We start from the raw sequence: 19,931 nt of genomic DNA, 5'->3' as shown, positions 1-19,931 counted from the left end.
TTCGAGGCTCCCTGCGGTCGCACCTCAGGATGAGGTCGTGGTGTGCGAGAGGAGAAGTGCTGGCGAGGCGACCGTCGGCAGCCGGTCGCGCCCCCGATGAGCATCGAGCTCCAGGTCACCACCCACTACTCGTTCCTGCGCGGCGCTTCCTCACCCGAGGAGCTTTTCGCCACGGCCGCCCTCCTGGGCATCCGGGCGCTCGCCGTCACCGACCGCAACTCGCTGGCCGGCATGGTGCGGGCGCATGCGGCGGCGCGGACCACCGGCTGCCGCCTGATCGTCGGCTGCCGGCTCGACCTGGCGGAAGGCTGGAGCCTGCTCGTCTACCCGACCGATCGGGCGGCCTATGGCCGGCTCTGCCGCCTCCTCACCCTCGGCCGATCCCAGGAGCGCGCGCCCCGTGGCGGTTGCCACCTGACAACTGGCGACGTGGCGGAGTGGAGCGAAGGGCTGCTCGCGGTACTGCCCGCCGACCGTGCCGACGCGGTGCTGACGGAGCGCCTGCGCCTCCTGAAGGGGATCTTCGGGACGAATCTCTCCTGCGGCCTGTCGCGCCGCTTCGGCGTCAACGACCACCTGCGGCTCTCCGACATCGCCGGTCTCGCCCGGGCGGCGCGGGTCCCGACCGTCGTCCTCGGCGACGTGCTCTACCACGTCCCGGAGCGGCGGATGATGCAGGACGTGGTCACCTGCATCCGCCTGAAGACCACGATCGAGGCGGCGGGCTTTGCCCGCGAACGCCATGCCGGGCGCCACCTGCACGAGCCCTCCGAGACCGCCCGCCTGTTCGCCCGCCACCCGGAGGCGCTGGCCCGGGCCGCGGCCATCGCCGAAGCCTGCCGCTTCTCCCTCGACGAGCTGACCTACACCTACCCGGACGAGGCCGGCGAGGACGGCCGGCCGGCCCAGGTGCGGCTGGCCGCGATGACCTGGGAGGGGGCGGCGAAGCGCTTTCCGGCCGGGGTGCCGGAGGCGGTCCGCAAGCAGCTCGCCGACGAGCTCGATCTCGTCGACTTCAAGGGGTACGCGCCGTACTTCCTCACCGTCGAGGCGATCGTCCGCTATGCCCGCTCCCAGGGCATCCTGTGCCAGGGCCGTGGCTCGGCGGCGAATTCGGCGATCTGCTACTGCCTCGGCATCACGGCGATCGATCCGGTGGCGCAGGGCCTGCTCTTCGCCCGCTTCATCAACGTCACCCGCGACGAGCCCCCCGACATCGACGTCGATTTCGAGCACGAGCGCCGGGAGGAGGTGATCCAGTGGATCTACGCCACCTATGGCCGCGCGCGCGCCGCCCTCACCGCCACGGTGATCCGCTACGGGGCCCGCGGCGCGGTGCGGGAGGTCGGCAAGGTGCTGGGCGTGCCCGAGGACGTCACCGGGGCCCTCGCCCGCCTGGTCTGGGGCTGGTCGCGCGACGGCGTCGGCGAGCGCGAGGCCAAGGCGCTCGGCCTCGACCTCTCGCAGCGCCGCTTGCGCTTGACCCTGGAGATCGCCCGGGCGCTGATCGGCACGCCGCGCCATTTCGGCCAGCATCCGGGCGGATTCGTCCTCACCCTCGACCGGCTCGACGATCTCTGCCCGGTGGTCCCGGCCCGGATGGAGAACCGCCAGATCATCGAGTGGGACAAGGACGACATCGAGACCCTGCGCTTCATGAAGGTCGACGTGCTCGGGCTCGGCATGCTCGGCTGCCTGCGCCGGGCCTTCACGCTGCTCGCCGAGCACCGGCCCGAGACGAACCCGCCGCGGGAGATCGCCGACATTCCGCCGGACGACGAGCCCACCTACGCGATGATCCGGAAGGCCGACACGATCGGGGTTTTTCAGATCGAGAGCCGGGCCCAGATGGCGATGCTGCCGCGGATGCAGCCAAAAAACCTCTACGACCTCACCATCGAGGTCGCGATCGTGCGGCCGGGCCCGATCCAGGGCGACATGGTCCATCCCTATCTGCGCCGCCGCCGCGGGATCGACCCAGTCACCTATCCGACCAGAGAACTGGAGAGCGTGCTCGGGCGCACCCTCGGCGTGCCTTTGTTCCAGGAGCAGGCGATGCAGGTCGCGATCGTCGCCGCCGGCTTCAGCCCCGCCGAGGCCGACGGCCTGCGCCGCGCCATGGGCACCTTCAAGGGCGACGGCACGATCAACCTCTACGAGGAGAAGCTCGTCGGCGGGATGATCGCCAACGGCTACGACCCGGATTTCGCCGCCCGCACCTACCGCCAGCTCGAGGGCTTCGGCTCCTACGGCTTCCCGGAGAGCCACGCCGCCTCCTTCGCCCTCATCGCCTACGCCTCGTCCTGGCTGAAGTGCCGGCACCCCGACGTGTTCGCTTGCGCGCTCCTCAACGCCCAGCCGATGGGATTCTACGCCCCGGCCCAGATCGTCCGGGATGCCCGCGCCCACGACGTCGAGGTCCGGCCGATCGACGTCAACGCCTCGCGCTGGGACTGCACCCTGGAGCCGGCCGGGGAGGGGAGGCTGGCGGTGCGGCTGGGTCTGCGGCTGGTGCGGGGCCTGGGGAACCAGGACGGCGCCCGGCTCGCCACCGTGCGGGAGGCCGACCTGTTTCGCTCGGTCGAGGACCTGTGGCGCCGGGCCGGTCTGTCGCTGAAGGGCCTGCGGAGTCTGGCCGCGGCGGACGCCTTCGCGGGCCTCGGCCTCGATCGCCGCGCCGCCCTGTGGGCGATCCGCGGCCTCGCGCCGGAGCCGCTGCCGCTCTTCGCGGCGGCCGACCGGCGCGAGGCCGCGCCCCTCCCCGAACTCGCCGAGCCGCCGGTGCGCTTGACGCCCTTGGGGGAGGGGGCCGCCGTGGTGGCGGATTACCGGGCGTCGGGCTTGAGCCTCGGCCGCCACCCGCTCGCCTTCCTGCGGGGGGAGCTGTCGCGCGACGGCGTCTCGGCCTGCGCGGCGCTCCGCCGGCTGCGCGACGGCGCCCGGGTGACGGTGGCCGGGCTGGTGCTGGTGCGCCAGAAGCCGGGCTCGGCCAAGGGGGTGATGTTCATCACGCTGGAGGACGAGACCGACACCGCCAACCTAGTGATCTGGCCATCCCTGTTCACCCGCCAGCGCACCCTGATCCTCCAAACCGGCCTGATGGCCGCCCGCGGCCGGGTGCAGCGCGAGGGCGAGGTGATCCACCTCGTCGCCGAGCACCTGATCGACCGCTCGGACCTGCTCGCCCGGGTGGCCGAGGATGCGCCGGGGGCGCCGGGGACGCCGCTGGCGGTCGATGGCGGCCGGGGGGACGAGGCGCGGCGCGGTGGCGGCGATGCGCGGGGCGCGGCCCGGCCGTTGCGGGTCGGAAGCCGGGATTTTCGGTAAGGACGTCTCCTGCCTCCGACCGGGAGGATGGGGTGGGAGGGGGCGAGTGCCCTTGCTGGATGGTCGCTAAGATCTCATCGTTCTAACGAAGGTTATAACGCCTGAGGACATCATGCTGGCGCTCAAGCTCACGGGGATCGGCAATTCGGTCGGCTTCGTGCTCCCCAAGGAAGCGGTTGCACGTCTCAAGGTCGAGAAGGGAGACACCGTGTTCCTCACGGAGACTCCGGACGGCTATCGCTTGACGCCCTACGACCCGACTTTCGAAGAGCAGATGGACAAGGCACGGGAGATCATGAAGCGCCGCCGCAACGCGCTCCGCGAGCTTGCGAAGTGACGCCGTGTTGGGTCGGAGTGGACGTCGTCCTCGCCATTCATGACGAGCAGCTCGCCGAGCATGGCGGTGCCGTAGGAATTCGAGACAGGGCGATGCTCGAATCGGCTCTGGATCGGCCTCGAAACCGTCCCGATCTCGGCGGCTGCCGCAATATCTGCGAACTCGCAGCGTGCTACGCGTTCGGGTTGGCTCGTAATCATGGCTTCTTGGATGGAAACAAACGTGTATCGGCTGTGGTGACCGAGCTTTTTCTCGCGCTCAATGGGTACGAACTGAGCGCGTCAGACGAGGCCGTTGTTCAGACCTGGACCGCCATCGCAGCCGGGGAGATGACGGAGGAGGAGATCATCGCCTGGATCCGACACTTCGCGTCGGGGCCTCCGTAGTCGAGGGATCGTCTTGGCAGATCTCGTGAACGACCCTCACCCCCCGAACCGGTCCGCCCGCGCCTGGTGCCCGGCGAGATCGACCAGATCCGCGAAGGCGCCGTAGCTCGTCATGGCGTCGGCGCGACCGCTCGGCGTACCGTCGCGCCGAAGGACCGCCAGGGTCTCCTCCATCGCCCGCACGGCCGAGAAGAGGGCGCTGAGCGCGTAGAAGGCGAGGCTGAAGCCCATCGCCTGGAGGTCGGCGGCCGTCAGCGCCACCGCCTCGGTGCCGTCGACGATCGATACCACCTTCGGCCCCGGCACGGCGCGGGCGATCGCCTCGACCTCGGCGACGCGCTTGACCCCGTCGACGAAGACGAGGTCCACCCCCGCCTGCGCGTAGAGGGCGGCCCGGCGGACCGCCTCGTCGAGGCCCATCGCCGGCAGCGCGTCGGTGCGGCCGATGATCAGGAGGTCGTCCTCGCCCCGCGCCTCGAGGGCGCAGGCGAGCCGCCGGGCGTTCTCCTCGGCATCGACGAGGCGGATGCCGGCGAGCTGGCCGCAGCGCTTCGGCGCCACCTGGTCCTCCAGGTGGATCGCCGCCACCCCGGCCTGGACGTGCTCGCGCACCGTGCGGTGGATGTTGGCCGGCCCGCCATAGCCGGTATCGGCGTCGGCGACGACCGGGATGGTCACCGCCCGGGTCATGATCCGGGCATGCTCGGTCATCTCGGTCTGCGACATCAGGCCGAGATCGGGCAGGCCGAGCCGGGCGGCCGTGGCGCCGAACCCCGTCATGTAGACCGCCGGGAAGCCGGCCCGCTCGACGAGGCGGGCCGTCAGGGCATCCGCCGCGCCCGGCGCCATGACGATGCCCTGCGCCATCCCGGCGCGCAGCCGGGCGGCGGGGCTGTTTTGCGCCGTCATGCCAGCGCCCCCTTGGAGGAGACGGCATCGGTGCGGGCCTCGTCCTTGAGCTCGGCCCGGGCCGGGATCAGCGCGACGAGGAGCGAGGCGAGGAGCGCGCCGCCGCCGATCACCCACAGGCCGGCGAGGCCGGTGCCGGCCCAGCCCTCGGCCGCGACCTTGAGGTTGGGGGCCACGAAGCCGCCGAGATTGCCGATCGCGTTGATGACCGCGATGCCGCCGGCCGCCGCGGCGCCGCCGAAATACCCCATCGGGAAGGTCCAGAAGATCGGCTGGGCGCTGATCAGCCCGGCGACCGAGACGCAGAGCGCCAGCACGGCGACCAGCGGCGGCAGGTAGCCGGACGCGATCATGCCGAGGCCGGCGCAGAGGAGCGAGACGACCGCGAAGGTCCGCCGGCGCCCGCTGCGCTGGGCGAGGCCCGGCCAGAACGCGCTGACCGCGAAGGCGCAGAGCCACGGGATGCTGGTGACGAGGGTCACGCCGAGGCCGATCTTGGTGCCGAGCAGCGCGCTCACCTGCGCCGGCAGGTAGAAGGCGATGCCGTAGCCGCAGATCGCGATCGAGAAGTAGGTGAGCGCGAAATGCGCCAGCAGCGGGTTGCGGAAGATCGCCCCGAGATGGACCGCGCCGTGCGCCGACTTGGCGGCATTCTCGGTGGCGATCGAGGCTTCCAGGGCCGCCTGCTGGCGGGCCGGCATCCAGGCGGCGTCGCGGGGCCGGTCGGTGAGGTAGACATAGGCCCACACGCCGACGAGCGAGGCGGCCAGGCCCTCGACCAGGAACATCAGCTGCCAGCCCTCCAGGCCGAAGGCGCCGTGCATGTCGAGGAGGAGCCCCGAGATCGGCCCGCCGAGGATGAAGCAGAGCGGCTGGCTCAGGTAGAACAGGCCGAGGATCTGGGCCCGCTCCTTGGCCGGGAACCAGTAGGTCAGGTAGAGCAGCACGCCCGGGAAGAAGCCGGCCTCGGCGATGCCGAGCAGCACCCGCAGCACCGCGAACGAGGTGTCGCCGTGCACGAAGGCCATGGCGGCGGCGAGCAGCCCCCAGGTCACCATGATGCGCGACAGCCAGACCCGCGCCCCAACCCGGTGCAGGATCAGGTTGCTCGGCAATTCGAACACCGCGTAGCCGACGAAGAAGATGCCGGCCGCGAAGGCGAAGGCCGCCTCCGTGATCCCGGTCGAGAGCTGGAGCGCCTGCTTGGCATACGCCACGTTGGCGCGGTCGAGATAGGCGAGCAGGTACATCAGCACCAGGAACGGCACCAAGCGGCGCCGGGCGGTGGCGACGGCGGCCTCGGTCTCCGAGGGCGGTGAGGCGACGGCGGGTGTCATCGGGCGTTTCCCCTTCGTTTGTTGTGGTGATTGTTGTGTCGCGGCTCGCGCGGGCGTCGGCGTTCAGTCCGCCTCGCCCGGCAGGACCTTGCCTGGATTGAGGATGCCGAGGGGGTCGAGCGCCCGCTTGATCGCCCGCATCACCCCGATCGCCGCCCCGTGCTCCAGCTCCATGAACTTGATCTTGCCCGAGCCGATGCCGTGCTCGCCGGTGCAGGTGCCCTCCATCGCGATGGCGCGGCGCACCAGCCGGTCGTTGATCGCGGCGGCTTCCGCCAGCTCCGCCTCGCTCGACGGATCGACGATCAGGCCGAGATGGAAATTGCCGTCGCCGACATGGCCGACCGTGGTGATCGGGAACGAGGCGCCGGCGATGTCCGCCCGGGTCTCGGCAAGGCAGCGCGGCAGGCTGGCGATCGGCACGCAGACGTCGGTGCTCCAGACCCGGCCGTTGGGGCGCAGGGCCTGGACCGCGTAATGCACGTCGTGGCGCGCCCGCCATAGCCGGGCCCGGGCGTCGGCATCGGCGGCGGTCTCGAAGCCGAGCGCGCCGTTCCCTTCGGCGAGCGCGCCCACCAGCGCCATCTGCTCGGCGGTCCCGGCCTGCGTCCCGTGGAACTCCATGAACAGGGTCGGCATCTCGGCGAGCGCGGTCCCCGAGTGGCGGTTCACCGCCGCGATGGTGACGGGATCGAGAAGCTCGACCCGGGCGATCGGCACGCCGCACTGGACGATCTCGACCACGGTGGCCACCGCCGCCTCGACGCTCGGAAAGGCGCAGACGGAGGCCGCGACCGCCTCCGGGATGCCGTGGAGCCGCACCGTCAGTTCGGTGACGATGCCGAGCGTGCCCTCCGAGCCGACCAGCAGCCGGGTCAGGTCGTAGCCGGCCGAGGATTTGCGCGCCCGCGAGCCGGTGCGGATCACCGTGCCGTCCGCCATCACGGCGGTGAGGGACACGACGTTGTCCTTCATCGTGCCGTAGCGCACCGCGTTGGTGCCCGACGCCCGGGTCGCCGCCATGCCGCCGAGCGTGCTCTCGCCGCCGGGATCGACGGGAAAGAACAGGCCGGTGTCGCGCAGGTGCGCGTTGAGCTGCTGGCGGGTGACCCCGGCCTCCACCGTCGCGTCGAGGTCGTCGGCCCGCACCGCAACGATGCGGGTCATGCGGCTCAGATCGAGGCAGACGCCGCCCTGCAACGCCGCGACGTGGCCCTCCAGCGAGGTGCCGCCGCCGAATGGGATCACCGGGACCCGGTGGCCGGCGCAGGCGCGCACGATGCCCGATACCTCGTCGGTCGAGAGGGCGTAGCACACCGCCTCGGGCGGGCATGTCGGGTGGTAGGACTCGTCGCGTCCGTGATGCTCGCGCTCGGGCAGGCTCCGGGTGAAGCGCTCGCCGAGGAGGTCGGTCAGGGCCCGCACCAGCGTATCCGGCAGGCCCGCCCGGAGCGGACGAGCCGCGATGCTTCCTTCCATGACGCCCTCCCGGCGATCCGATCGTTGCGCCGGACCGTGCAGCAATCGGCTGCGTCGATCAAGCATATTGTACCTTGGATACAATAGAAGGATCGGTCGCGGATGGGACGGGGCTGTGCGATAAGCCGGCATGCCCCCGATCCAGCTCGATCTCACGGTTCCGAAGTCGCTCTCCGCCGCCGTCGAGGAGCGGATCCGGGACGCCATCGTGAATGCGGAACTCGCCTTCGGCCAGGCCCTGCCGGAGGATGGGGTCGGCCTCGCCATGGGGGTGAGCCGTACCCCGATGCGCGAGGCCCTGACGCGGCTCCAGGCGCAGGGGCTGGTGGTGATCGTGCCGAAGAAGGGCACGTTCGTGTTCGATCCCTCGCCCGACGACGTCGACCAGCTCGCGGCGTTCCGGCTGATGCTCGAGAGCGAGGCGGTCCGGCTCGGCCTCGCGGTCGCCCCGGAGGCGGCACTCGCCGGCCTGCGGGCGGCGCAAGGGGCGATGGAGCAGGCGCGCCGGGGCGGCGACGGCCGCGCCTATGCCCGCGCCGACACCGTCTTCCACGCCAGCTTCTTCCATCATTGCGGCAACGCCTACCTGGCGAAGGCCTACGAATCCATCGCCTGGCAGGTGGCGGCCTTGCGCGCCCATCTCTCGGTGCCGCGCCTGCATGAGCAGGACACCTCGTTTGCCGAGCACGCGGCGATGATCGGGCATTTCGCGGCGGGCGAGGCGGAGGCCCTGCTGGCGATCCTCGGCCGCCACATCCTGCGCTCCGCCGCGGTCTACCGCGAGGCGATCCGGGTGCGCGGCGCGTAGGGGCCGGCGGCTGCGCCCGCCGGTCGCGGCGGCCCGCCCCGGGCGGGGCGTGCGCCATCCCTCAATGCGCCGACACGCTCCGCCCCGGCACGATGTCGTTGGCGATCACCTCGCCGAACGGGCCGTCGTTGCGGGCGTTCGTCGCCGCCCGGCCGGTGGTGCCGCGCAAGGGGAGCTTGGGGAAGACCAGCTCGGCGAAGCGGTAGGCCTCCTCCAGGTGCGGGTAGCCGGAGAGGATGAAGCGGTCGATGCCCAGATCGATGTATTCCTTCATCCGGTCGGCGACCTGATCGGGCGAGCCGACGAGCGCGGTGCCGGCCCCGCCCCGCACCAGGCCGACGCCGGCCCAGAGGTTCGGCGACACCACCAGCTTGTCGCGCCGGCCGCCATGGAGCTGCATCATCCGGCTCTGGCCGACGGAATCCTGGCGCGCCAGGGTCGCCTGCGCCTTGGCGATGGTGGCGTCGTCGAGGCGCGAGATCAGCGATTCGGCCGCCTCCCAGGCCGCGGATTCGGTCTCGCGCACGATGACGTGCAGGCGGATGCCGTACGAGAAGGTTTTTCCGCGCTTGTCGGCCGCCTCGCGGGCCCGGGCGATCTTCTCCGCCACCCCGGCCGGGGGCTCGCCCCAGGTCAGATAGACGTCGCAATGCTCGGCCGCGACCTCGATCCCGGCCGGCGACGAGCCGCCGAAATAGAGCGGCGGGTAGGGCTTCTGGACCGGCGGGAAGATCAGCCGGCCCTCCTCCACCTGCAGGTGCTCGCCCCGGTAGGTCACGGTCTCGCCGGAGAGGAGCCCGCGCCAGACACGCAGGAATTCGTCGGTCACGGCGTAGCGCTCGTCGTGGGACAGGAACACGCCGTCGCCGCGCAGCTCCACCGGATCGCCGCCCGTCACTACGTTGATGAGGAGCCGCCCGTCCGAGATCCGGTCGAGGGTCGCGGCCATGCGGGCGGCGGTCGAGGGCAGTTGCAGGCCGGGCCGCACCGCCACCAGGAAGCGCAGGCGCTGCGTGAGCGGCGCCAGCGCCGAGGCGACGACCCAGGAATCCTCGCAGGAGCGCCCGGTCGGCAGCAGCACGCCGAAATAGCCGAGCTCGTCCGCGGCCTGGGCGATCTGGCGCAGGTAGGGCAGGGTGACGGCCCGCGCGCCTTCCTGGGCGCCGAGATAGCGGCCGTCGCCGTGGGTGGGCAGGAACCAGAGGACGTCGGTCTGGCCGGTCATGGGGGAACTCCGGGGAATGAGAGTGCGCCTGTTCGGCGGCAGTGATCGAGTTTTCCAACCCGCAACCTCATCCTGAGGTGTCGGTCGATTGAACATCGACTGACCTCGAAGGAGGTCTCCAGGAAGCACAGTGGCTTCTGGAGCCCTCCTTCGAGGCTCACTTCGTTCGCACCTCAGGATGAGGTTGCGGGTGGGGCGAAGCTGGCATCTCGTCGGATTGTTCGATGAACGATCCGTCAGCCCCGCCCATCCAGCAGGTGATCGAGGATGCGCCCCTCCAGGGCCGCCAGGTCCGGGTCGCCGCGCCGGCGCGGGCGGGGGACCGTGACGGGCACGTCGAGGGCGATGCGGCCGGATTCGACGACGAGGATGCGGTCGGCGAGCGCCACCGCCTCGGCGACGTCGTGGGTGACGAGGAGCGCGGTGAAGCCTTGCGCGCGCCAGATCCGCTCGATCATCGCCTGCATGTCGATGCGGGTCAGCGCGTCGAGGGCGCCCAGCGGCTCGTCGAGGGCGAGAAGCCCCGGCCGGCTGACGAGGGCGCGGGCGAGCGCCACCCGCTGGCGCTGGCCGCCCGAGAGGGTGGCGGGCCATTGCTCCGCCTTCTCGGCGAGGCCGACCTCGCGGAGCGCCGAGGCGGCCCGCGTCTTGCGCTCCGCCGCCGTGCCGCCGCGCAGGCCGACCGCGACGTTGTCGAGGACGCTCGCCCAGGGCAGGAGGCGCGGCTCCTGGAACATGATCCGGCGCGGGGTGTCCCCGCCTTCCACCGCGACGCGGCCGGCGCTCGGCGCGTCGAGGCCGAGGATCAGGCGCAGCAGGGTGGACTTGCCGCAGCCCGAGCGCCCGACCACGGCGACGAACTGGCCGGCCGGGATGTGCAGGTCGAGCCCGTCGATGACCGGCCTGCCGCCGTCGAAGCTCTTGGACAGGCCGCGCAGGGTCAGGCCGAGGCCGGCCGTGCTCCGGTCGCGGGCGATCTCGCGGTCGACGGCCTCGCGGCGCAGGGCCGTGCGGGCGGCGGGAGCGCCCTCGAACCGGCGCAGGGTGCTGGCGAACATGGGGGTGATCCTGGGCGCGAATGGGGGTCAGGCGGCGCGGTAGGCGGGGTTCCAGGCGAGGCAGGCGCGCTCGAGCCGGCGGGTCGCGAGGTCGGCGACCTTGCCGAGCAGCGCGTAGATCAGGATCGCCAGCACCACGACGTCGACCAGCATGAACTCGCGCGCCTGCATCGCCATGTAGCCCAGCCCCGACGAGGCCGAGATCGTCTCGGCGACGATGAGGGTCAGCCACATGATCCCGAGCGCGTAGCGCAGGCCGACGAAGACCGACGGCAGGGCGCCGGGCAGCACCACGCGCCAGAACAGCTCGGGCTTCGACATGCCGTAGATCCGGCCCATCTCGATGAGCTGCGGATCGACCGAGCGGATGCCGTGCAGGGTGTTGGCGTAGATCGGGAAGAACACGCCGAGCGCCACCAGGAAGAGCTTGGCCTCCTCGCCGATGCCGAACCACAGGATGACGAGCGGGATCAGCGACAGGTGCGGGATGTTGCGGATCATCTGCACGGTGGTGTCGGTGAGCCGGTCCGACAGGCGCGACAAGCCATTGGCGAGGCCTAAGCCGAAGCCGATGCCGCCGCCGATCAGGAAGCCGGCCGCGGCCCGCAGGAAGCTGACGCCGAGATTGGTCCAGAGCTCGCCGGTCTCGGCGAGCCGCCAGCCGGCCGCGGCGACGTCGAGGGGGGCGGGCATCAGCCGGGTCGAGACCAGCCCGGCCGAGCCGGCGATCTGCCAGCCGACGAGGATCGCGGCCGGCAGGAGCCAGGGGGCGAGGCGCTGCGCCGCGGCGGCAGGGGAGGGGAGGGCGGGCATGGCGAGGTCAGCCGTTCTGGGAGACGGGAGTGCGCAGCGCGTCGGCGATCCGGATCGGCCGCGGGATCAGCGCGAGCGCGTGGAAGCGGTCGGCGACGCGCTGCTGCTCGGCCACCGCGCTCGGTGTCATCGGACCGATGGCGTAGTCGGTGCGGTCGACCGCCCGGCGGGTCGCGGCGAGCGGCACGCCGGTGCCCTTGGAGAGGAGGGCGGCCACCTCGCCGCGGTTGGCCTCGCACCAGCGCGCCACGCTGGCGAGCGCGTCGAGCGCGGCGTCGAGCACCGGGCCGCGCTCGGCCACGACGGACTTGTGGGCGAGGAAGAAGTTGTTGGGCTTGGCGATATCGGTGGCGAGCGCCAGCACCCGGGTCGTGGGCTGCATCTCCGCGATGGCGAAGTACGGATCCCAGATCGTCCAGGCATCGACGCTGCCGCGGGCGAAGGCCGCCGCGGCGTCGGCCGGCGCCAGGGTCACCGGCTCGATGTCGCGGTAGGTCAGCCCCGCCTTCTCCAGGGCCGCGATGGTGAGGTTGTGGGCGCTCGACGCCTTGGCGAAGGCGACGCGCTTGCCCCTCAGATCCGCGAGGGTGCGGATCGAAGAATCCTTCTGCACCAGCACCGCCGCGCCCGAGCCCGCGGCCTCCTGGGCCGCCACGTAGGCGATCGGGCCGCCCGCGGCCTGGGCGAAGACCGGCGGTGCGTCGCCGGTCTGGCCGAGATCGATGGCGCCTAAGCTGATCGCCTCGAGGAGCGGTGGGCCGAACGAGAACTCGACCCAGGCGACGGCGACGCCGAGGGGCTTCAACCGCGCCTCGATCACCCCCTGCTGCTTGGCGACGACCAGGATGCCGTTCTTCTGGTAGCCGATGCGCAGGGTGTCGGAGCCGGCGGCCGAGGCCGGTCGAGCGACCGGCAGGGCGGTACCGGCCAGAGCCGCTGCGAGAAGCGTGCGCCGGTCGATCACCGGGCGCCCCCGGCGACGCGGGCGAGGGGCGCGGCGGCAGCGGCGGCGCGGGCGCCGGCCAGCGTCGCGAGCTGATCCCCGGCCTCCGCCACCCGCTGGCGGATCAACGGGGAGTCGAGGCCGCCGTCGCGGAAGTCGGGATCGGACGCGTAGACCGCCGTCGGGACGGTCAGCGCGGTGAAGAAGCCGAAGAGCGGGCGCAAGGAATGCTCGACCACCAGCGCGTGGCGCGGGCCGCCGCCGGTGGCGGCGAGCGCCACCGGCGTGCCGGCGAGCGCCTCCGGCGCCACGAGGTCGAACAGGTGCTTGAACAGGCCCGTATAGGCGCCCTTGTAGACGGGGGTGCCGACCACGAGGGCGTCGGCCTCCTCCACCGCCTCGACGATGCGCCGGGCCGGCAGCGAGAGCTGGTCGCGGGAGAGCGCGCCGCCGAGGCCGGGGCCGGCATCGACGAGGTCGAAGATCCGCACCTCGACCGGCAGCCGCACGGCGGCCTCGGCGGCGATCGCCTCGACCAGGGTGCGGGTCTTCGAGGGCCGCTGGATGTTGGCGGAGAAGCCGACGAGGCGCAGGCGCGTCATGGAGGTCCGATCCGATGCTTAAGGAGGGCGGCACGGCCGGGGCGTCCCGCCCCCGTGCTGATGCCTCTACGATGCGGCCGGGCCCGAGATCAGTCAATGAAATGAGATTTCAAATGACTGTATAGCAAGAGTTGTTCTTGCCACGGCGACGATGTGCGGGAGAAAATACGGTTTCCCTCCGCTCGAAATCTGGAACGGCGACGCCGCGCCGTGGCGACGGGCCGCCATGCTCGACCGGACGAGGCCGGAACGGGCGTGGTCGCCATGCGGGTCCCGGATCGGCGGATCCGACGGATGTGGCGCACCGAGACCGGCCCGATCGCGCGACGCGGGTATGGGCGCGAGTATGGAATCGGGATTAAATCCGATCCACGAACGTAAGTGGTAATGGAGATCCGCTATATGGAGTGTCAGCCGGCAAAAATAAGACCGGACGGTGTAAAAATACTCTGACTCGACCAGGCTCGCGATGATCGACACCGGCACGGCATTGGGGTAATCGACCGCCTGCGCTGACGGATCGTTTCAGCCGAACCGACTCGACACAGTGCCAGAGCACCTTGCCAGGGGCCCCCGACGATGTTCAACATGTTCAAGTCGCAGACCTCGCTCGACCTCACGCCGCGGACCTGCCTCGCGGTCTCGCTGATCTACTGCATGGGCTCCGACGGCGAGATCGACCCGGAGGAGGTCGGCCATCTGATGTCGGTGCTCGGCCGCCACACCACGCGCCAGCACCTCGAATCCGCCGTCCGCTACGCCCGCGCCACCCAGCCGGCGCAGTTCCTGGCCGACGCGGCGCCCCGCCTGCGCCCGGACCAGCGGCTCTGCATCGTGCTCAACATGATCGACAGCGCCATGGCGGACGGCGAGGCCGAGCCGGGCGAGCAGCGCCTGATCCTGCAATTCGCCGAGGCCTTCGGCCTGTCCGAGCAGGAGCTGACCCCGTACTTCAAGGCCCTGGTGGCGAAGAACGACCGGGCGGTGCTGGACCGGTGAGGGGAGGGGGCGGGCGCGACGTGATCCGCCGGTTTCCGGGATAGGCGCGGATTTTCCCCTCTCCCCGCGGGCGGGGAGAGGACTTCACCCCCCTTGTCGTGGGTGAAGTGAGCGCAGGCGAAGCCGGAGCGAGGGTGAGGGGGTCTTGCCGAGCGAGGCTTTTCCGGAAACACCCCCTCACCCTCGCCCCGTGGGCTTGCCGTGTCCCCGACAAGGGGGACACGGCCCTCTCCCCGCCCGCGGGGAGAGGAGGGATGCGCACGCCCTGCCGCGCCATTGCGGATTGCGGGTGACTGTCTGCCGCCGCGCAATCCTCACACCACCGGGTTCACCAATTCCTCCCCCCGCCGCAGCCGCCCGAGATTCTCGATGAGCAGCGCGATCACCCGGCCCTCGTAGAGGCCGGTCTCGCCGGCGCTGTGGGGCGTGACGATCACGTTCGGCATCCGCCAGAACGGGGCGTCGGCGGGCAGCGGCTCCTCCCGGAAGCAGTCGAGGCCGGCACCGGCGATCCGGCCCTCGGTGAGCGCGCGGGCGAGCGCGTCCTGGTCGACCACCCGGCCGCGGGCGACGTTGATCAGGAGCGCGCCCGGCTTCATCGCTCCGATCGCCGCCGCGTCGATGAGATGTTCGGTCTCCGGCGTCAGCGGGCAGGCGAGCGCCACCACGTCGGCCTCTTTAAGAGCCTCGTGCAGCCGATCCGGAGAAAAGACCGCTTCGACCGGATCGCCCGCTTCGAGCGGGCGCCGTCGCAGGCCGATCACCCGCATGTCGAAGGCCTGGCCCAGCCGGGCGATGCGGGTGCCGATGCGCCCGAGCCCGATCACCAGGAGGGTCCGGCCGCCGAGTTCCTGTTCGCGCCTCGCCGGGTCGGCGATCATCGGCCGCCAGGTCGCGGCGGCCTGGTTCCGCAGGGCCTCGGGCAGGCGGCGGGTGAGGCCGAGCATCAGCGCGAGCGCGTGCTCGGCCACCGCACGCTCGTTGCCGCCCTGCGCGCTGGCGAGCCGGATACCGCGCTCGCGCAACGCCTCCTTAGGGAACTGGTCGGTACCGGCGCTGACCGACTGGACGAAGCGCAGGCGCGGCGCCCGCTCCAGCAGGCTGTGCCGCCACAGCCCCGAGACCACCAGGACCTCGGCCCCCGCCACCGCTTCCTCGAGGGCGGCGACGTCGCGCACCTCGACGAAGGGCTGGGGCGCACCCGCCGCCCGGTAGGCGTCGCCGAGGCGGTAGGCGGCGTGAGCGAGGACGATCGGGCTGGAGGGAGCGGTCATCGGCGGGCGGCTCGGATCCTGCGGTGGAAGCGGGGCCGCTCGAGTTCACACCGGGTCCGTCCCCGAGGCAAGGCAGAACGCCACGCATGCGAAAAAGCCCGCCCCCGCTCGCGCGGGGACGGGCTTCACGACGCGCGAGAGCGGGCTCCCGAACGGGGCGGAACGGGAGCTCGGCTCGATCAGCGGCCGTAGACGTACGGCGCGGCCGGGGCGTAGCCCGGGGGCACCTCGCGGACGAGCACGCCGCGCTCGTCCCGCGGATAGACGACGACGCTGCCGGTGCTGTCGACGGCCGGCGCACCGCCCGGGGCGCCGTAGGCGCGCTCGATGCCGCCGAGCGGGCCGCCGGCCTGCGAGCCGGAGCGGTTGTAGGGCGAGCCGCCCTGGGCGAAGGCGGGGGCGGCGGCGACGGTCAGCAGGGCGGCCGCGAGGGCGAGGCGGGTCTTCATCTCAGTACCTGTCAATCAAAGGGGACCGCTGGGCGGTTTCGCAGCGTCAACCGTCGTGCCGGCAAAAGGTTCGCTGCGACATGTGCGCTGCCGCACGCGGCCGCATCTGGGCGATGCGGCGACCCAGATTAGTTTGGAGCCCGTCTAGCCTGGAGGCCGACGCATGAGCTTCGACATCGTCCTGACGGTGAACGGCACGAGACGCACGATTCCGATCCCGGACCCGCGCGTGACCCTGCTCGACCTCCTGCGCGAGGGCCTGCATCTCACCGGGGCCAAGAAGGGCTGCGACCGCGGCCAGTGCGGCGCCTGCACGGTGCTGGTCGACGGCAGGCGGATCAATTCCTGCCTCGCTTTGGCCGTCAGCCTCGACGGGTCGGAGATCCTGACCATCGAGGGCCTGGCCGAGGGCGACCGCCTGCACCCGGTGCAGGAGGCCTTCATCGCCCATGACGGGTTCCAGTGCGGATTCTGCACCCCGGGCCAGATCATGAGCGCGGTCGGGCTGATCCGCGAGGCGCAGGCCGGCGACGATCCCGAGCGGGTGCGCGAGGCGATGAGCGGCAACCTGTGCCGCTGCGGCGCCTATGCGGGCATCACCGAGGCGGTGCTGGAGGCCCAGAACGCCCTGAGCCAGCACGAGACCCCGCGTCGGGGAGAGGCGGCATGATCCCGTTCGAGTATGTCCGCGCGACCGACGTCGCCGGGGCGGTCGCGGCGGGGTCCGCGCCCGGCGCGGCCTATCTCGCCGCCGGCACCAACCTCCTCGACCTGATGAAGGGCGGCGTCGCCCGTCCCACCCGCCTCGTCGACATCACCCGGCTGCCCGGCCTCGCGGCGGTCGAGCGGCGGGACGACGGCGGCTTGCGCATAGGCGCGCTCGCCCGCAACAGCGACCTCGCGCACGATCCCGCCTTCGCCAAGGCCTATCCCGCGGTGGCCGAGGCGCTCCTCTCCGGTGCCTCGGCGCAGTTGCGCAACGCGGCGACCGCCGCCGGCAACGTGATGCAGCGCACCCGCTGCCCCTACTTCACCGACCCGGGCAGCGCCTGCAACAAGCGCCGGCCCGGCAGCGGCTGCGATGCCGTCGGCGGCGAGACGCGCCTCCACGCGGTCCTCGGCTGGAGCGAGGCCTGCATCGCCACCCACCCGTCGGATTTCTGCGTACCTCTGGTGGCTTTGGACGCGGGCGTCGAGATCGCCGGGCCCGCCGGCACCCGCCTCGTCCCGCTCGAATCCTTCCACCGCCTGCCGGGCGATGCGCCGGAGCGCGAGACGGTGCTGGAGCCAGGCGAACTGATCACCGCGCTCGTCCTGCCGCCGGAGGCCGTCGCCTTCGCCGGCCACAGCCGCTACCTCAAGGTCCGCGACCGCACCTCCTACGCCTTCGCGGTGGTCTCGGCGGCGGCGGCCTTGCGGATCGAGGACGGGCGCATCGCCGAGGCGCGGCTCGCCCTCGGCGGCGTCGCGCTCAAGCCCTGGCGGGCCAAGGCAGCGGAAGGCCTGCTGGCCGGCCGCGCGCCCGACGCCACCGCCTTCCGGGCGGCGGCGGAGGCCGCGCTCGCCGACGCCAAACCCTCCGGCGACAACGCCTTCAAGATCGAGCTCGCCCGCCGCCTCGTGGTGCGGGCGCTCACCGCCGCCGCCGCCGGCACGCCCGCGCGCCTGCCGGCGCTGCCGGGTTCCGTCCTCGCCCCCGCCCCGGAGGCCGCGCATGCCTGAGACCGCTCCCCGCCCGATCCGCCACGGTTCGAATCTCGGCCAGCCGCTCACCCGCCGGGACGGGATCCTGAAGGTGACGGGCGCCGCTCCCTACGCCGCCGACCACCACCCGCCCGGGATGCTCTACGCCGTGATGGCGGTGAGCCGCATCGCCCGGGGCCGGGTCACCCGCCTCGACGTCGCGGCGGCGAAGAACCATCCCGGCGTCGTCGCGGTGATGACGCCGGACAACAAGCCGGTGCTGGCTCAGCACCCGGACGAGAAGCACGACGGCTTCACCTTCCGGCTCGACCTCCTGCAGGACGACCGCGTGCGCTACGCCAACCAGCCGGTCGCGGTGGTGATCGCCGAGACGCTGGAGGCCGCGACCGAGGGCGCCGCCCTGCTCGATCCGGCCTACGAGGTCGAGACCCCGGCGGTCGGGCTCGATGCGGCGGAGCCCTTCACGCCGGCGGCGATCGGCGTCGGCGACCCGGCCGACATGGAGACGGGCGACGTCGCGGCCGGGCTGGCCGGTGCGGCGCACACCGTCGCGGCGACCTACGAGACGCCCGCCCAGTACCACAACGCCATGGAGCCCCACGCCGTCGTCGCCACCTGGGACGGCGACCGGCTCGATCTCGACATGCCCTCGCAGGGGCTGGCGATGGCGCAAGGGCGCATCGCCGGCCTGTTCGGCATCGCTCCGTCGGACATCCACATCCGCAGCCCGTTCCTCGGCGGCGGTTTCGGCTCCAAGGGCATGATCGCGGGTCCCCAGGTGCTCGGCATCATGGCGGCCCGCCTCGTCGGCCGGCCTGTCAAGCTCGTGATGAGCCGCCCCCAGATGTTCGGCCCGGTCGGCCACCGCGCCCCGACCCGCCAGACCCTGCGCCTCGGCGCGGGCGCGGACGGAGCGCTGACCGCCCTCGACCACGAGACGCTCACGGCGACCAGCACCTTCGACGACTTCATCGAGCCGAGCGGCGGCGTCTCGCACACGCTCTACGCCGCGCCGGCTTTGGCTACGCGCCACCGCGCGGTGCGGCTCGATACCGGAACGCCGCTCTTCATGCGTGCGCCCGGGGAGGCCTCGGGCAGCGCGGCTCTGGAGGCCGCCATCGACGAGATGGCGGAGGCCTGCGGGATGGATCCGCTGGACTTCCGCCTGCGCAACTACGCCGAGACCGAGCCGGCCTCCGGCAAGCCCTTCTCCTCGAAGGCGCTGCGGGAATGCTACGCCCAGGGCGCGGCGGCCTTCGGGTGGAGCAGGCGACCGCTGGCGCCGCGGCAGATGCGCGACGCGAACGGGCTCCTCGTCGGCTGGGGCGTCGGCACCGCGACCTTCCCGGCCCTGATGTTCCAGGCCGAGGCGCGGGCGGTGGTGAGGGCCACCGGCGAGGCCTCGGTGGCGATCGGCGCCATCGACATGGGGCAGGGGGCCTGGACCGCGCTCGCCCAGATCGCCGCGGAAGAACTCGGCCTTCCCATCGACGCGATCGATTTCCGCATCGGCACCTCGGACCTGCCGAACGGCGGCATCGCCGGCGGCTCGGCCCACACCGCCACCGCCGGCACGGCGATCAAGGGGGCGGCAACGGATGCGATCGCGCAGCTCTCCGCGCTGGCGACGCAGGACCAGCGCTCGCCCCTCTACGGCGCCGGCAATGCCGGGGTGATCGCCCGCGGCGGCCGCCTGGTGCGGCGCGACGACGAGAGCCGGTCCGAAGCCTTCACCGACATCCTGTCCCGGGCCGGGAAGGACGCCGTGGAAGGCAAGGGCGCGGCCGGGCCCGACGCGGCGCGGGAGCATTACGCCATGCACGCCCACGGCGCGGTCTTCGCCGAGGTGACGGTCGATCCCGATCTCGGCCAGATCCGGGCGACGCGCCTCGTCGGCGCCTTCGCGGCCGGTCGGATCATCAACCCGCGCCTGGTGCGCAGCCAGTATTACGGCGGGATGATCTGGGGCGTCTCCTTCGCCCTGCACGAGCAGGCGGTGATGGACCCGCGCACCGGCCGGCCGATGAACGCCAACCTCGCCGAGTACCACGTCCCGGTGAATGCCGACGTGCCCTCGCTGGAGGCGATCCTGGTCGAGGAGGAGGACCCCCACGTCAACCCGCTCGGCATCAAGGGGGTGGGCGAGATCGGCGTCACGGGAAGCGCCGGGGCGATCGTCAACGCGATCTGGCACGCGACGGGGACGCGAGTGAGAACGCTGCCGGTGACGCTGGACAAGCTGCTGTAGGCGCCGTGACCCCTTCCCCGCAGAGGGGAAGGG

At 72.1% G+C, this 19,931-nt stretch carries 18 protein-coding genes; 8 read left to right on the top strand and 10 right to left on the bottom strand.

Translation table 11 applies throughout. The features are described 5' to 3' along the window. Positions 1 to 96 precede the first annotated feature (96 nt). The 3 genes from miv_RS18420 to miv_RS18410 all read left to right on the top strand — a co-directional run bounded on the left by miv_RS18420 (position 97) and on the right by miv_RS18410 (position 4,050). Positions 97 to 3,327 (top strand): error-prone DNA polymerase, encoded by a 3,231-nt coding sequence (locus tag miv_RS18420; protein WP_207178128.1) that lies wholly within the window; start codon positions 97 to 99, stop codon positions 3,325 to 3,327. A 112-nt stretch (positions 3,328 to 3,439) separates the two neighbouring features. Continuing rightward, the gene (locus miv_RS18415; RefSeq protein ID WP_058617669.1) at positions 3,440 to 3,664 is read left to right on the top strand and encodes an AbrB/MazE/SpoVT family DNA-binding domain-containing protein; all 225 of its coding nucleotides are present in this window, start codon (positions 3,440 to 3,442) and stop codon (positions 3,662 to 3,664) included. Between the two features lie 17 nt (positions 3,665 to 3,681). After that, complete coding sequence (locus tag miv_RS18410; protein ID WP_244496589.1) at positions 3,682 to 4,050, top strand: type II toxin-antitoxin system death-on-curing family toxin; 369 nt, start codon at positions 3,682 to 3,684, stop codon at positions 4,048 to 4,050. 36 nt (positions 4,051 to 4,086) lie between these two features. Here miv_RS18410 and miv_RS18405 read toward each other — a convergent pair whose 3' ends face one another. The 3 genes from miv_RS18405 to miv_RS18395 form a co-directional block, all read right to left on the bottom strand. Further along, positions 4,087 to 4,959 carry an isocitrate lyase/PEP mutase family protein gene (locus tag miv_RS18405; protein WP_244748578.1) on the bottom strand — a complete coding sequence of 291 codons (873 nt, stop codon included), beginning with the start codon at positions 4,957 to 4,959 and terminating at the stop codon, positions 4,087 to 4,089. Next, entirely contained in the window at positions 4,956 to 6,296 is a 1,341-nt protein-coding gene (locus miv_RS18400; protein WP_207178126.1) for an MFS transporter, read from the bottom strand. The genes miv_RS18405 and miv_RS18400 overlap by 4 nt, the downstream gene beginning before the upstream one ends. Positions 6,297 to 6,359: 63 nt before the next feature. Further along, the gene (locus miv_RS18395; RefSeq protein ID WP_048427320.1) at positions 6,360 to 7,775 is read right to left on the bottom strand and encodes an FAD-binding oxidoreductase; all 1,416 of its coding nucleotides are present in this window, start codon (positions 7,773 to 7,775) and stop codon (positions 6,360 to 6,362) included. A gap of 130 nt (positions 7,776 to 7,905) precedes the next feature. Between miv_RS18395 and miv_RS18390 the strand changes: the two genes are divergently transcribed. Continuing rightward, a complete protein-coding gene (locus miv_RS18390) occupies positions 7,906 to 8,583 on the top strand; it encodes a GntR family transcriptional regulator (RefSeq protein ID WP_058617664.1) in 678 nt (225 codons plus the stop codon). A 61-nt stretch (positions 8,584 to 8,644) separates the two neighbouring features. Here miv_RS18390 and ssuD read toward each other — a convergent pair whose 3' ends face one another. The 5 genes from ssuD to msuE form a co-directional block, all read right to left on the bottom strand. After that, on the bottom strand, positions 8,645 to 9,808 hold the full coding sequence (gene ssuD / locus miv_RS18385; protein WP_048427322.1) for an FMNH2-dependent alkanesulfonate monooxygenase: 1,164 nt from the start codon (positions 9,806 to 9,808) through the stop codon (positions 8,645 to 8,647). Between the two features lie 236 nt (positions 9,809 to 10,044). After that, entirely contained in the window at positions 10,045 to 10,866 is an 822-nt protein-coding gene (locus tag miv_RS18380; protein ID WP_207178123.1) for an ATP-binding cassette domain-containing protein, read from the bottom strand. A 27-nt stretch (positions 10,867 to 10,893) separates the two neighbouring features. Then, on the bottom strand, positions 10,894 to 11,679 hold the full coding sequence (gene ssuC, locus miv_RS18375) for an aliphatic sulfonate ABC transporter permease SsuC (RefSeq protein ID WP_207178112.1): 786 nt from the start codon (positions 11,677 to 11,679) through the stop codon (positions 10,894 to 10,896). 7 nt (positions 11,680 to 11,686) lie between these two features. Then, positions 11,687 to 12,643, bottom strand: coding sequence for an aliphatic sulfonate ABC transporter substrate-binding protein (locus tag miv_RS18370; protein ID WP_207178110.1), 957 nt, complete (start codon positions 12,641 to 12,643; stop codon positions 11,687 to 11,689). Next, the gene (gene msuE, locus miv_RS18365) at positions 12,640 to 13,224 is read right to left on the bottom strand and encodes an FMN reductase (protein WP_207178108.1); all 585 of its coding nucleotides are present in this window, start codon (positions 13,222 to 13,224) and stop codon (positions 12,640 to 12,642) included. The genes miv_RS18370 and msuE overlap by 4 nt, the downstream gene beginning before the upstream one ends. Positions 13,225 to 13,803: 579 nt before the next feature. Here msuE and miv_RS18360 point away from each other — a divergent pair. Then, entirely contained in the window at positions 13,804 to 14,223 is a 420-nt protein-coding gene (locus miv_RS18360; protein ID WP_048430633.1) for a tellurite resistance TerB family protein, read from the top strand. A 314-nt stretch (positions 14,224 to 14,537) separates the two neighbouring features. Here the strand turns inward: miv_RS18360 and miv_RS18355 are convergent, their stop codons facing one another. Further along, positions 14,538 to 15,497, bottom strand: coding sequence for a D-2-hydroxyacid dehydrogenase (locus miv_RS18355; protein WP_207178106.1), 960 nt, complete (start codon positions 15,495 to 15,497; stop codon positions 14,538 to 14,540). Between the two features lie 179 nt (positions 15,498 to 15,676). After that, a complete protein-coding gene (locus tag miv_RS18350) occupies positions 15,677 to 15,946 on the bottom strand; it encodes a hypothetical protein (RefSeq protein WP_207178104.1) in 270 nt (89 codons plus the stop codon). 163 nt (positions 15,947 to 16,109) lie between these two features. On the opposite strand from miv_RS18350, the gene miv_RS18345 reads away from it, so the two are divergent. Genes miv_RS18345 through miv_RS18335 form a run of 3 tightly spaced genes read left to right on the top strand, consistent with a single transcriptional unit; the run spans position 16,110 to position 19,898 of the window. Continuing rightward, positions 16,110 to 16,616, top strand: a complete 507-nt coding sequence (locus miv_RS18345) for a (2Fe-2S)-binding protein (RefSeq protein ID WP_048430636.1) — start codon at positions 16,110 to 16,112, stop codon at positions 16,614 to 16,616. After that, a complete protein-coding gene (locus miv_RS18340; RefSeq protein ID WP_207178102.1) occupies positions 16,613 to 17,668 on the top strand; it encodes an FAD binding domain-containing protein in 1,056 nt (351 codons plus the stop codon). Before miv_RS18345 ends, miv_RS18340 begins: the two co-directional genes overlap by 4 nt. Beyond that, positions 17,661 to 19,898, top strand: coding sequence for a xanthine dehydrogenase family protein molybdopterin-binding subunit (locus tag miv_RS18335; RefSeq protein WP_058619663.1), 2,238 nt, complete (start codon positions 17,661 to 17,663; stop codon positions 19,896 to 19,898). Before miv_RS18340 ends, miv_RS18335 begins: the two co-directional genes overlap by 8 nt. Positions 19,899 to 19,931: the final 33 nt, after the last annotated feature.

The sequence above is a fragment of the Methylobacterium indicum genome, from assembly GCF_017347565.1.
Lineage (GTDB): Bacteria > Pseudomonadota > Alphaproteobacteria > Rhizobiales > Beijerinckiaceae > Methylobacterium > Methylobacterium indicum.
This window is presented reverse-complemented; position numbering and strand designations above follow the sequence as displayed.